This window comes from Pseudomonas sp. COW5 (assembly GCF_026240005.1).
Lineage (GTDB): Bacteria > Pseudomonadota > Gammaproteobacteria > Pseudomonadales > Pseudomonadaceae > Aquipseudomonas > Aquipseudomonas kribbensis.
Map to the genome: position 1 here is coordinate 3013229 of NZ_JAPHVP010000001.1, position 11669 is coordinate 3024897.

General features: G+C 55.3%; 11 protein-coding genes and 4 tRNA genes. All 15 read left to right on the plus strand.

The features are described 5' to 3' along the window. The first annotated feature begins 64 nt into the window (after positions 1-64). Complete coding sequence (birA, locus tag OQ248_RS13670) at positions 65-1018, plus strand: bifunctional biotin--[acetyl-CoA-carboxylase] ligase/biotin operon repressor BirA (protein WP_265813095.1); 954 nt, start codon at positions 65-67, stop codon at positions 1016-1018. Then, positions 1008-1757, plus strand: coding sequence for a pantothenate kinase (locus OQ248_RS13675; RefSeq protein ID WP_265813096.1), 750 nt, complete (start codon positions 1008-1010; stop codon positions 1755-1757). Before birA ends, OQ248_RS13675 begins: the two co-directional genes overlap by 11 nt. A gap of 7 nt (positions 1758-1764) precedes the next feature. Beyond that, the gene (locus OQ248_RS13680) at positions 1765-2190 is read left to right on the plus strand and encodes a hypothetical protein (RefSeq protein ID WP_265813097.1); all 426 of its coding nucleotides are present in this window, start codon (positions 1765-1767) and stop codon (positions 2188-2190) included. A 143-nt stretch (positions 2191-2333) separates the two neighbouring features. Beyond that, positions 2334-2418, plus strand: a tRNA-Tyr gene (locus tag OQ248_RS13685). 25 nt (positions 2419-2443) lie between these two features. Next, positions 2444-2517: transfer RNA gene (locus tag OQ248_RS13690), tRNA-Gly, on the plus strand. A gap of 26 nt (positions 2518-2543) precedes the next feature. Next, positions 2544-2619: transfer RNA gene (locus tag OQ248_RS13695), tRNA-Thr, on the plus strand. An 84-nt stretch (positions 2620-2703) separates the two neighbouring features. Next, positions 2704-3897 carry an elongation factor Tu gene (gene tuf, locus OQ248_RS13700; RefSeq protein WP_010220303.1) on the plus strand — a complete coding sequence of 398 codons (1194 nt, stop codon included), beginning with the start codon at positions 2704-2706 and terminating at the stop codon, positions 3895-3897. A gap of 53 nt (positions 3898-3950) precedes the next feature. After that, positions 3951-4026: transfer RNA gene (locus tag OQ248_RS13705), tRNA-Trp, on the plus strand. Between the two features lie 45 nt (positions 4027-4071). Further along, the gene (secE, locus tag OQ248_RS13710) at positions 4072-4440 is read left to right on the plus strand and encodes a preprotein translocase subunit SecE (protein ID WP_007916493.1); all 369 of its coding nucleotides are present in this window, start codon (positions 4072-4074) and stop codon (positions 4438-4440) included. 9 nt (positions 4441-4449) lie between these two features. Next, positions 4450-4983 carry a transcription termination/antitermination protein NusG gene (nusG, locus tag OQ248_RS13715; RefSeq protein WP_007957598.1) on the plus strand — a complete coding sequence of 178 codons (534 nt, stop codon included), beginning with the start codon at positions 4450-4452 and terminating at the stop codon, positions 4981-4983. A 117-nt stretch (positions 4984-5100) separates the two neighbouring features. Continuing rightward, the gene (rplK, locus tag OQ248_RS13720; protein WP_003228756.1) at positions 5101-5532 is read left to right on the plus strand and encodes a 50S ribosomal protein L11; all 432 of its coding nucleotides are present in this window, start codon (positions 5101-5103) and stop codon (positions 5530-5532) included. After that, complete coding sequence (rplA, locus tag OQ248_RS13725; protein WP_011336175.1) at positions 5532-6227, plus strand: 50S ribosomal protein L1; 696 nt, start codon at positions 5532-5534, stop codon at positions 6225-6227. Before rplK ends, rplA begins: the two co-directional genes overlap by 1 nt. A 198-nt stretch (positions 6228-6425) precedes the next feature. Beyond that, complete coding sequence (gene rplJ, locus OQ248_RS13730; protein WP_011336174.1) at positions 6426-6926, plus strand: 50S ribosomal protein L10; 501 nt, start codon at positions 6426-6428, stop codon at positions 6924-6926. Positions 6927-7005: 79 nt separating this feature from the next. Beyond that, entirely contained in the window at positions 7006-7371 is a 366-nt protein-coding gene (gene rplL, locus OQ248_RS13735) for a 50S ribosomal protein L7/L12 (RefSeq protein ID WP_007957596.1), read from the plus strand. 220 nt (positions 7372-7591) lie between these two features. Then, the gene (gene rpoB / locus OQ248_RS13740; RefSeq protein WP_085712353.1) at positions 7592-11665 is read left to right on the plus strand and encodes a DNA-directed RNA polymerase subunit beta; all 4074 of its coding nucleotides are present in this window, start codon (positions 7592-7594) and stop codon (positions 11663-11665) included. The last annotated feature ends 4 nt before the right edge of the window (positions 11666-11669 follow it).

Below are 11669 nucleotides of genomic sequence, written 5' to 3' on the forward strand. Positions count from 1 at the left end.
TGAATTCTATGCAACAGCTCGGTGCATGGCTATTATTCGGGCCTCATTCCGAGGCGAGACCTGCATGCTGACGTTGTTGAATCTTCTGAAGGATGGGCGATTCCATTCGGGCCAGGCTCTGGGGGTCGCCCTGGGAATTAGTCGAAGTGCAGTGTGGAAGCAGCTTCAGCATCTTGAGGCTGAGCTTGGGCTGTCCATACATAAAGTTCGAGGGCGAGGCTACCAGTTGGCTTCGCCGCTGATGCTGCTCGACTCGCTCAAGATCGAGGAGAGTCTTGCGGACTGGTCCGTGAGTGTCTTCAACTCAATCGACTCTACTAACGCCGAATCGCTGCGTGCCGTTGAGCGAGGCCAAATGGCCCCCTTTCTGATACTGGCTGAGCGACAAATATCTGGACGTGGACGAAGAGGTCGCAAATGGGTAAGCCCGTTTGCCGAGAACCTCTATTACAGTCTTGTGTTGCGTATTGACGGTGGGATGCGCCAGCTTGAAGGGTTGAGTCTTGTTGTCGGTCTTGCGGTCATGCAAACCTTGCGAGCGCTTGGGGTGGCGGGTGCCGGGTTGAAGTGGCCCAATGATGTTTTGGTGGGGCGAAAAAAAATCGCGGGAATCTTGCTGGAGCTGGTTGGGGATCCGGCAGATGTGTGTCATGTAGTGCTGGGTATCGGCATAAACGTGAACATGCAAACAGCCGACGAGGTTGATCAGCAGTGGACCTCGATACGGCTCGAGTCTGGGAAGACTTGTGATCGCAATGGTCTGGTGGTTGAGCTGAGCCGACAGTTGCAGCTTTATTTGCGGCGTCACCAATCAGGCGGTTTCTCAGCGCTTCAGGCAGAGTGGGAGGCGAGCCATTTATGGCAAGGGCAGCCGGTTTCTCTCACTGCCGGCGTCACTCAGATAGATGGTGTGGTGCTGGGGGTCGATAATCAAGGTGCGCTGCGATTGAAGGTAGATGGTGTGGAAAGAGTCTTTAGTGGTGGTGAGCTCAGCTTGAGGTTGCGTGATGATTCTTGAGCTTGATTGCGGAAACAGCTTTATCAAGTGGCGGGTGCTGAGTGGCGAGGCCGGTACCCTGGTCGCGGAAGGGGTGGTCGACTCTGATGGGGCATTAGTTGGCAATCTTCGTTCGCTCGATAAGTTGTCTCTCGGCAAGTGCCGCCTTGTCAGCGTAAGAACTGAAGACGAGACCAATTTGCTGATTGGTCTCCTCAAGCGTGAGTTCGATATATCCGTTGTCTGTGCGACACCTGCTCGCGAAATGTCTGGCGTCAAGAACGGCTATGAGGACTACGAGCGTCTGGGCCTTGATCGCTGGTTGGCGATGCTTGGTGGCTTTCATCTGGCTGGTGGGGCTTGCCTGGTTCTTGATTTTGGGACGGCGGTGACTGCTGATTTCATCTCGTCGGAAGGTGAGCATCTGGGAGGCTTCATTTGTCCTGGTATGCCATTGATGCGAAATCAATTGCGTACGCATACTCGAAAGATTCGCTATGGCGATCTGGCGGCGGAGCGTGCATTGACGAGTCACGTTCCGGGGCGCAATACGGTCGAGGCGGTGGAGCGTGGCTGTTCGTTGATGCTCAGGGGGTTCGTACTGACGCAGTTGGAGATGGCGCGTTCCTACTGGGGAGAAAGCTTCAGTGTCTTCATCACTGGGGGGGATGCTGAGCTGGTGTCGGATGTTGTGCCTGAGGCCAGGGTGGTTCCCGATTTGGTGTTCGTCGGTTTGGCTATGGCTTGTCCTTTGTCCTGAGGTTTGTATGCGTTGGTTGTTTCTCCTGCTTCTGGTACTCAATGTGTTTTATTACGTCTGGCATCAGCAGGAGGCGCCACTGCGTGCAAAGGATGTCACGCCTCTGCGTCTTTATAGTGGTTCGCAGCAGGATATCCGTTTGCTGAGCGAGGCTGGTGATGCTACGCGGGGCGTGAAGACTGATGGGCAGTGTCTATATATAGGTGGGTTGAGTCGTCCTGAAGCGGCACAGGCTCTGGGGCAGGGTCTGGCTGAGTTGGGAGTGAAGGCTCAGGCTGTGCCAAAAGACCTTTCCAGCAATGCATATTGGTTCCGAATTACACCCGAAGCCCAGCGTTTGCTGGGGGATGCTCAGATACAAAACCTTTCCAAGGAATTCAATGAGTTAAAACATAAAATAATGCTGTGTGAGGGGGTTGCACCTGCGGAATAGTTTGCATAGAATGGCGCCCGCTCCACAGCGAAGACCTGAAAGGGTTTAAGCAGTGAGGCGATGTCAACGCAGCTAACCTCAGGTTTTTAAATGAGAAAATGCTTGACAAGGGTTTGGCATAGTATAGAATGCCGGCCTGATTAGGAGGGGTTCCCGAGCGGCCAAAGGGATCAGACTGTAAATCTGACGTCTACGACTTCGAAGGTTCGAATCCTTCTCCCTCCACCAGATTTTAGCGTGAGCTGCAGGCTCCGCGGGTATAGTTTAGTGGTAGAACCTCAGCCTTCCAAGCTGATGATGCGGGTTCGATTCCCGCTACCCGCTCCAAGTTTGCAGGTTGTGCAAAGTGTTACGCTCTTGTAGCTCAGTTGGTAGAGCACACCCTTGGTAAGGGTGAGGTCAGCGGTTCAAATCCGCTCAAGAGCTCCATATAACAAGGCAGATATGAAAATATCTGCCTTTGTTTTAATGGCTAGGGTTGTTTGCTTATTTCTTCTGTTAGGGGTGATATCGATGGCTAAGGAAAAATTTGATCGTTCCCTACCGCACGTCAACGTCGGAACTATCGGTCACGTTGACCACGGTAAAACCACTCTGACCGCTGCTCTGACTCGCGTCTGCTCCGAAGTTTTCGGTTCGGCCGTAGTTGAATTCGACAAGATCGACAGCGCTCCAGAAGAAAAAGCTCGCGGTATCACCATCAACACCGCGCACGTTGAGTACAACTCGAACATTCGTCACTACGCTCACGTTGACTGCCCAGGTCACGCTGACTACGTGAAGAACATGATCACCGGTGCTGCCCAGATGGACGGCGCGATCCTGGTTTGCTCGGCTGCCGATGGTCCGATGCCACAAACTCGTGAGCACATCCTGCTGTCCCGTCAGGTAGGCGTTCCGTACATCGTGGTTTTCCTGAACAAGGCTGACCTGGTAGACGACGCAGAGCTGCTGGAACTGGTTGAGATGGAAGTTCGCGACCTGCTGTCCACCTACGACTTCCCAGGCGACGACACTCCGATCATCATCGGTTCGGCTCGTATGGCTCTGGAAGGCAAAGACGACAACGAAATGGGCACCACCGCTGTCAAGAAGCTGGTGGAAACTCTGGACAGCTACATCCCAGAGCCAGAGCGTGCTATCGACAAGCCGTTCCTGATGCCAATCGAAGACGTGTTCTCGATCTCGGGTCGTGGCACCGTGGTAACTGGTCGTATCGAGCGTGGTATCGTTCGCGTTCAGGACGCCCTGGAAATCGTTGGTCTGCGTGACACCACCACCACCACCTGCACCGGTGTTGAGATGTTCCGCAAGCTGCTGGACGAAGGTCGTGCTGGCGAGAACTGCGGCGTTCTGCTGCGTGGTACCAAGCGTGACGACGTTGAGCGTGGTCAGGTTCTGGTTAAGCCGGGTTCGGTTAAGCCGCACACCAAGTTCACCGCAGAAGTTTACGTTCTGAGCAAGGAAGAAGGCGGTCGTCACACTCCGTTCTTCAAAGGCTACCGTCCACAGTTCTACTTCCGTACTACTGACGTGACTGGTAACTGCGAGCTGCCAGAGGGCGTTGAAATGGTAATGCCAGGTGACAACATTCAGATGACTGTTACCCTGATCAAAACCATCGCGATGGAAGATGGTCTGCGTTTCGCTATCCGTGAAGGCGGTCGTACCGTCGGCGCTGGCGTCGTAGCCAAAATCATCGAGTAAGTAGTTGTAATGTATTTTTCGGGCCGGCATAATGGTCGGCCTGATTTTGTTTTAGGTCAGTAGCTCAATTGGCAGAGCGACGGTCTCCAAAACCGTAGGTTGGGGGTTCGATTCCCTCCTGACCTGCCAGATTCACTCGGTGTGTCTGGCTTTCTTTTCACAGGATCTTCATAGATGACTCCTAAGGCTGAAGCTCAAGGCTCTCGCTTCGATCTGCTCAAGTGGCTTGTAGTGGTCGCTTTGGTGGTGGTTGGCGTTGTAGGCAATCAGTATTACTCTGCTTCGCCGATCCTGTACCGTGTACTCGCTTTGCTTGTCATTGCTGCTGTAGCTGCCTTTGTAGGCCTGCAGACTGCCAAGGGCAAGTCTTTCTTTGTACTGGTTAAGGAAGCTCGTACCGAGATTCGTAAAGTCGTATGGCCAACTCGCCAAGAAACCACGCAGACCACTCTGATTGTTGTGGCTGTTGTTCTGGTTATGGCGTTGCTGTTGTGGGGGCTTGATTCCCTGCTCGGCTGGCTTGTTTCCTTGATTGTCGGCTAAGGGTGTCCCGTGGCTAAGCGTTGGTACGTTGTGCATGCTTACTCGGGTTACGAGAAGCATGTCATGCGCTCGCTGATCGAGCGTGTAAAGCTGGCTGGCATGGAAGATGGCTTCGGCGAAATTCTGGTTCCCACTGAAGAAGTGGTTGAAATGCGTAATGGCCAGAAGCGCAAAAGCGAACGCAAGTTCTTCCCTGGTTATGTGCTGGTGCAGATGGATATGAACGAGGGTACTTGGCACTTGGTCAAGGACACTCCTCGGGTGATGGGTTTTATCGGCGGTACCGCTGACAAGCCTGCGCCAATCACTGATAAAGAAGCCGAGGCGATTCTGCGTCGCGTTGCTGACGGTAGTGACAAGCCGAAGCCGAAGACGTTGTTCGAGCCAGGTGAAACCGTTCGTGTCAATGACGGTCCATTCGCTGACTTTAACGGTGTTGTTGAAGAAGTTAACTACGAAAAGAGCCGGATCCAAGTGGCAGTGCTCATTTTCGGTCGCTCTACTCCGGTAGAGTTGGAGTTCAGTCAGGTCGAAAAGGTCTAACTGGACAAGCATCCCAACCCCGCAGCCCTAGGCTGTGGGGTTTTGTCGTCACTGGGATAAACGCGCAAGTAACCGGGGAGCCTTTCGAGGCGTTCGAACCCGTAATTGGAGTGCCTCATGGCCAAGAAGATTACCGCTTACATCAAGCTGCAAGTGAAGGCCGCTCAGGCTAACCCAAGCCCACCTGTTGGTCCTGCTCTGGGTCAGCACGGCGTGAACATCATGGAATTCTGCAAAGCTTTCAACGCCCGTACCCAGGGCCTGGAAGCTGGTCTGCCGACTCCAGTGATCATCACTGTCTACAGCGACCGTAGCTTCACTTTCGAAACCAAATCCACCCCTGCTTCGGTTCTGCTGAAGAAGGCGGCCGGTCTGACCAGCGGTTCCGCTCGTCCGAACACCGTTAAGGTTGGCACTGTTACCCGTGCTCAGCTGGAAGAAATCGCGAAAACCAAAAACGCGGATCTGACTGCAGCTGATATGGATGCAGCCGTGCGCACTATCGCCGGTTCTGCTCGTAGCATGGGCCTTAACGTGGAGGGTGTGTAATGGCTAAGCTGACCAAGCGCCAAAAGGCTATCGCTGAAAAGATCGAAGCGGGCAAGTCCTACAACTTCGAAGAGGCCGCAACTCTGCTGGCCTCGCTGCCAGCTGCCAAGTTCGTCGAGTCGTTCGATGTGGCCGTTAACCTGGGCGTAGACCCGCGTAAATCCGACCAGGTCGTTCGTAGCGCTACTGTGCTGCCACACGGCACTGGCAAGACCGTTCGCGTTGCTGTGTTCACCCAGGGTCCGGCTGCCGAGGCCGCTCTGGCTGCCGGCGCTGACCGCGTAGGTATGGACGAACTGGCTGCCGAAATGAAAGGCGGCGACCTGAACTATGACGTAGTGATCGCATCCCCGGATGCCATGCGCGTTGTAGGTCAACTGGGTCAGATCCTCGGTCCACGTGGTCTGATGCCTAACCCGAAAGTTGGTACCGTTACTCCGGACGTAGCCACCGCGGTTAAAAACGCCAAGGCTGGTCAGGTTCGTTATCGCACCGACAAAAACGGCATCATCCACACTTCCGTTGGCAAGATCGGCTTCGACGCCGTCAAGCTGAAGGAAAACGTTGAAGCCCTGATCGCTGACCTGAAGCGTATCAAGCCAGCTTCCTCGAAAGGTATCTACGTCAAGCGCGTTACCCTGAGCACCACCATGGGCCCAGGTCTGGTCATCGACCAGAGCTCGCTGGACGCGTAAGACAAAAATTGGCGCAGTTGACTGCGCCAATTGAAAGATTGGGGTCCCTGCCTGGCGGGGGCTATCCAAGACCGTAGGCGACGCAAGTCTTAAACCTCAAGCCTACGCAGATGGTGCTCCCGGTTCCTTACCGAATCAGACACCAAAACGACATTCGGTTTCGATCGAATGAAACGGTAACAAGCAGGAGTTAAACCCGTGGCAATTAATCTCGAAGACAAGAAGGCCATCGTCGCTGAAGTCAACGAGGCTGCCAAAGTCGCTCTGTCCGCTGTCGTGGTTGATGCCCGTGGCGTAACAGTAGGCGCAATGACCGGACTCCGTAAAGAGGCTCGTGAAGCTGGCGTTTACGTACGTGTTGTACGTAACACCCTGCTCAAGCGCGCTGTTGCTGGCACTTCGTACGAAGTGCTGAACGACGCGTTCACCGGCCCGACCCTGATCGCATTCTCCAACGAACACCCGGGCGCTGCTGCTCGTCTGTTCAAGGAATTTGCCAAGGGTCAGGATAAGTTCGAGATCAAGGCAGCTTCGTTCGAGGGCAAGTTCCTCGCAGCGAATGAGATCGACGTGCTGGCAAGCCTGCCAACTCGCGACGAAGCTATTGCGAAACTGATGAGCGTGATTCAAGGCGCTACCAGCAAGCTGGCTCGTACTCTGGCGGCAATTCGCGATCAGAAAGAAGCTGCTGCAGCCTGAGGCTGAGCGTTTCCAATCTCGCGTATTTTTGTTTATTTCGACGGCCGTACAGGCTGTCCACCAAATCAGGAATTGAGTCATGTCTCTGACTAACGAACAAATCATCGAAGCAATCGGCCAGAAAACCGTTCTGGAAGTTGTTGAGCTGATCAAAGCAATGGAAGAAACCTTCGGCGTGACCGCTGCTGTTGCTGCTGCTGGTCCAGCTGCTGCTGCCGCTGTTGTTGAAGAGCAAACCGAGTTCAACGTTGTTCTGGTTGAAGCCGGCGAGAAGAAAGTAAACGTGATCAAGGCAGTTCGTGAACTGACCGGTCTGGGCCTGAAAGAAGCCAAAGAGAAAGTCGACGGCGCTCCTCAGGTTGTAGCTGAAGGCGTTTCGAAAGAAGCTGCTGAAGACGCTAAGAAGAAGCTGGAAGAAGCAGGCGCTAAAGTCGAGCTGAAGTAAGCATCGACTTTGCTCCTCCAGCCCGAGCGTCAAGCGACAGGCTGATGGCTGGTGGCTCTTGCCACCGGCCTTTTTCCGTTATTGGCAGCCGACTCGGTCGGTGTCGATAACGAGCTGTAACCATCCGATGTGATGGCGCAAACCATGGGGTTTGCACGATTTTCTGGCTGCTCCCGTCGGGAGGGGCCAAACAAGCAGGTGACCAAGCTGGGGAACGCTGATGGCTTACTCATATACTGAGAAAAAACGTATCCGCAAGGACTTTAGCAAGTTGCCGGACGTCATGGATGTGCCTTACCTCCTGGCCATCCAGCTGGATTCGTATCGTGAATTCTTGCAAGCGGGAGCGACTAAAGATCAGTTCCGCGACGTGGGCCTGCATGCGGCCTTCAAATCCGTTTTCCCGATCATCAGCTACTCCGGCAATGCTGCGCTGGAGTACGTCGGTTATCGCCTGGGCGAACCGGCATTTGATGTCAAAGAATGCGTATTGCGCGGTGTAACTTTCGCCGTACCTTTGCGGGTAAAAGTGCGCCTGATCATTTTCGACAAAGAATCGTCGAACAAAGCGATCAAGGACATCAAAGAGCAAGAAGTCTACATGGGTGAAATCCCCCTGATGACTGAGAACGGTACCTTCGTAATCAACGGTACCGAGCGTGTGATCGTTTCCCAGTTGCACCGCTCCCCGGGCGTGTTCTTCGACCACGACCGTGGCAAGACGCACAGCTCCGGCAAACTGCTGTACTCCGCACGCATCATTCCTTACCGCGGTTCCTGGCTGGACTTCGAGTTCGACCCGAAGGACTGCGTATTCGTACGTATCGACCGTCGTCGCAAGCTGCCGGCCTCGGTACTGCTGCGCGCGCTCGGCTATACCACCGAAGAAGTGCTGGACGCTTTCTACACCACCAACGTATTCCACGTTAAGGGCGAGACCCTGAGCCTGGAACTGGTACCTCAGCGTCTGCGCGGTGAAGTTGCTGTTCTCGATATTCAGGATGACAAAGGCAAGGTAATTGTCGAGCAGGGTCGTCGTATCACTGCCCGTCACATCAACCAGCTGGAAAAAGCCGGGATCAAAGAGCTGGACGTGCCTCTGGACTACGTCCTGGGTCGCACCACCGCCAAGGTCATCGTGCATCCGGCAACCGGCGAAATCCTGGCAGAGTGCAACACCGAGCTGACCACTGAAGTCCTGGCGAAAGTCGCCAAGGCCGGCGTCGTTCGCATCGAAACTCTGTACACCAACGATATCGACTGCGGTCCGTTCGTCTCTGACACTCTGAAGATCGACTCCACCAGCAACCAATTGGAAGCGCTGGTCGAAATCTATCGCATGATGCGTCCAGGCGAGCCGCCAACCAAAGACGCTGCCGAAACCCTGTTCAACAACCTGTTCTTCAGCCCTGAGCGTTATGACCTGTCTGCGGTCGGCCGGATGAAGTTCAACCGTCGTATCGGTCGTACCGAGATCGAAGGTTCGGGCGTGCTGTGCAAGGAAGACATCGTCGCGGTACTGAAGACTCTGGTCGACATCCGTAACGGTAAAGGCATCGTCGACGACATCGACCACCTGGGTAACCGTCGTGTTCGCTGCGTAGGCGAAATGGCCGAGAACCAGTTCCGCGTTGGCCTGGTACGTGTTGAACGTGCGGTCAAAGAGCGTCTGTCGATGGCTGAAAGCGAAGGCCTGATGCCGCAAGACCTGATCAACGCCAAGCCAGTGGCTGCTGCGGTGAAAGAGTTCTTCGGTTCCAGCCAGCTGTCGCAGTTCATGGACCAGAACAACCCGCTGTCCGAGATTACCCACAAGCGTCGTGTCTCCGCACTCGGCCCTGGTGGTCTGACTCGTGAGCGCGCAGGCTTCGAAGTTCGTGACGTACACCCGACTCACTACGGTCGTGTCTGCCCGATCGAAACGCCGGAAGGTCCGAACATCGGTCTGATCAACTCCCTGGCTGCTTACGCTCGCACCAACCAGTACGGCTTCCTCGAGAGCCCGTACCGTGTGGTGAAAGAGGGTGTGGTTACCGACGAGATCGTGTTCCTGTCCGCTATTGAAGAAGCCGATCACGTGATCGCGCAGGCTTCGGCGACCATGAACGACCAGAAAGTCCTGATCGACGAACTGGTAGCCGTACGTCACCTGAACGAATTCACCGTCAAGGCGCCTGAAGAAGTCACCCTGATGGACGTTTCGCCGAAGCAAGTAGTTTCGGTTGCAGCGTCGCTGATTCCGTTCCTCGAGCACGACGACGCCAACCGTGCGTTGATGGGTTCGAACATGCAGCGTCAGGCTGTACCAACCCTGCGTGCCGACAAGCCGCTGGTAGGTACCGGCATGGAGCGTAACGTGGCTCGCGACTCCGGCGTTTGCGTCGTGGCTCGTCGTGGCGGCGTGATCGATTCCGTCGATGCCAGCCGTATCGTGGTTCGTGTTGCCGATGACGAAGTTGAAACCGGTGAAGCTGGTGTCGACATCTACAACCTGACCAAATACACCCGCTCGAACCAGAACACCTGCATCAACCAGCGTCCGCTGGTGAGCAAGGGTGATCGCGTTCAGCGTAGCGACATCATGGCCGACGGTCCGTCCACCGATATGGGTGAACTGGCTCTGGGTCAGAACATGCGCATCGCGTTCATGGCGTGGAACGGCTTCAACTTCGAAGACTCCATCTGCCTGTCCGAGCGTGTGGTTCAGGAAGACCGCTTCACCACGATCCACATTCAGGAACTGACCTGTGTGGCCCGTGACACCAAGCTTGGCCCAGAGGAAATCACTGCGGACATCCCGAACGTGGGTGAAGCTGCACTGAACAAGCTGGACGAAGCCGGTATCGTTTATGTAGGTGCTGAAGTTGGCGCAGGCGACATCCTGGTTGGTAAGGTCACTCCGAAAGGCGAGACCCAACTGACTCCGGAAGAAAAACTGCTGCGCGCGATCTTCGGTGAAAAAGCCAGCGACGTTAAAGACACTTCCCTGCGTGTACCTACCGGTACCAAAGGTACTGTCATCGACGTGCAGGTCTTCACTCGTGACGGCGTTGAGCGTGATGCTCGTGCCCTGTCGATCGAGAAGACCCAGCTGGACGAGATCCGCAAGGATCTGAACGAAGAGTTCCGCATCGTTGAAGGCGCGACCTTCGAACGTCTGCGTTCCGCTCTGGTAGGCCACAAGGCTGAAGGCGGCGCGGGCCTGAAGAAAGGTCAGGACATCACCGACGAAGTACTCGACGGTCTTGAGCATGGTCAGTGGTTCAAACTGCGCATGGCTGAAGATGCTCTGAACGAGCAGCTCGAGAAGGCTCAGGCCTACATCGTTGATCGTCGCCGTCTGCTGGACGACAAGTTCGAAGACAAGAAGCGCAAACTGCAGCAGGGCGATGACCTGGCTCCAGGCGTGCTGAAGATCGTCAAGGTTTACCTGGCAATCCGTCGTCGCATCCAGCCGGGCGACAAGATGGCCGGTCGTCACGGTAACAAGGGTGTGGTCTCCGTGATCATGCCGGTTGAAGACATGCCGCACGATGCCAATGGCACCCCGGTCGACGTGGTCCTCAACCCGCTGGGCGTACCTTCGCGTATGAACGTTGGTCAGATCCTTGAAACCCACCTGGGCCTCGCGGCCAAAGGTCTGGGCGAGAAGATCAACCGGATGGTCGAAGAGCAGCGCAAAGTCGCTGAGCTGCGCACCTTCCTGGACGAGATTTACAACCAGATCGGCGGTCGTAACGAAGATCTGGACAGCTTCTCCGATCAGGAAATCCTGGACCTGGCGAAGAACCTGCGTGGCGGCGTTCCAATGGCCACCCCAGTGTTCGACGGTGCCAAGGAAAGCGAAATCAAGGCCATGCTGAAACTGGCGGACCTGCCAGAAAGCGGCCAGATGCAGCTGACCGACGGCCGTACCGGCAACAAGTTCGAGCGTCCAGTTACCGTTGGCTACATGTACATGCTGAAGCTGAACCACTTGGTAGACGACAAGATGCACGCGCGTTCTACCGGTTCGTACAGCCTAGTTACCCAGCAGCCGCTGGGTGGTAAGGCGCAGTTCGGTGGTCAGCGTTTCGGGGAGATGGAGGTCTGGGCACTGGAAGCATACGGTGCTGCTTACACTCTGCAAGAAATGCTCACAGTGAAGTCGGACGATGTGAACGGCCGGACCAAGATGTACAAAAACATCGTGGACGGCGATCACCGTATGGAGCCGGGCATGCCCGAGTCCTTCAACGTGTTGATCAAGGAAATTCGTTCCCTCGGCATCGATATCGATCTGGAAACCGAATAACACG

What these genes read in the sequence shown, in the direction of transcription:
- birA (WP_265813095.1), top strand. Translation starts at nt 65, where the DNA reads ATGCTGACGTTGTTGAATCTTCTGAAGGATGGGCGATTCCATTCGGGC.
- OQ248_RS13675 (WP_265813096.1), top strand. Translation starts at nt 1,008, where the DNA reads ATGATTCTTGAGCTTGATTGCGGAAACAGCTTTATCAAGTGGCGGGTG.
- OQ248_RS13680 (WP_265813097.1), top strand. Translation starts at nt 1,765, where the DNA reads ATGCGTTGGTTGTTTCTCCTGCTTCTGGTACTCAATGTGTTTTATTAC.
- tuf (WP_010220303.1), top strand. Translation starts at nt 2,704, where the DNA reads ATGGCTAAGGAAAAATTTGATCGTTCCCTACCGCACGTCAACGTCGGA.
- secE (WP_007916493.1), top strand. Translation starts at nt 4,072, where the DNA reads ATGACTCCTAAGGCTGAAGCTCAAGGCTCTCGCTTCGATCTGCTCAAG.
- rplK (WP_003228756.1), top strand. Translation starts at nt 5,101, where the DNA reads ATGGCCAAGAAGATTACCGCTTACATCAAGCTGCAAGTGAAGGCCGCT.
- rplA (WP_011336175.1), top strand. Translation starts at nt 5,532, where the DNA reads ATGGCTAAGCTGACCAAGCGCCAAAAGGCTATCGCTGAAAAGATCGAA.
- rplL (WP_007957596.1), top strand. Translation starts at nt 7,006, where the DNA reads ATGTCTCTGACTAACGAACAAATCATCGAAGCAATCGGCCAGAAAACC.
- rpoB (WP_085712353.1), top strand. Translation starts at nt 7,592, where the DNA reads ATGGCTTACTCATATACTGAGAAAAAACGTATCCGCAAGGACTTTAGC.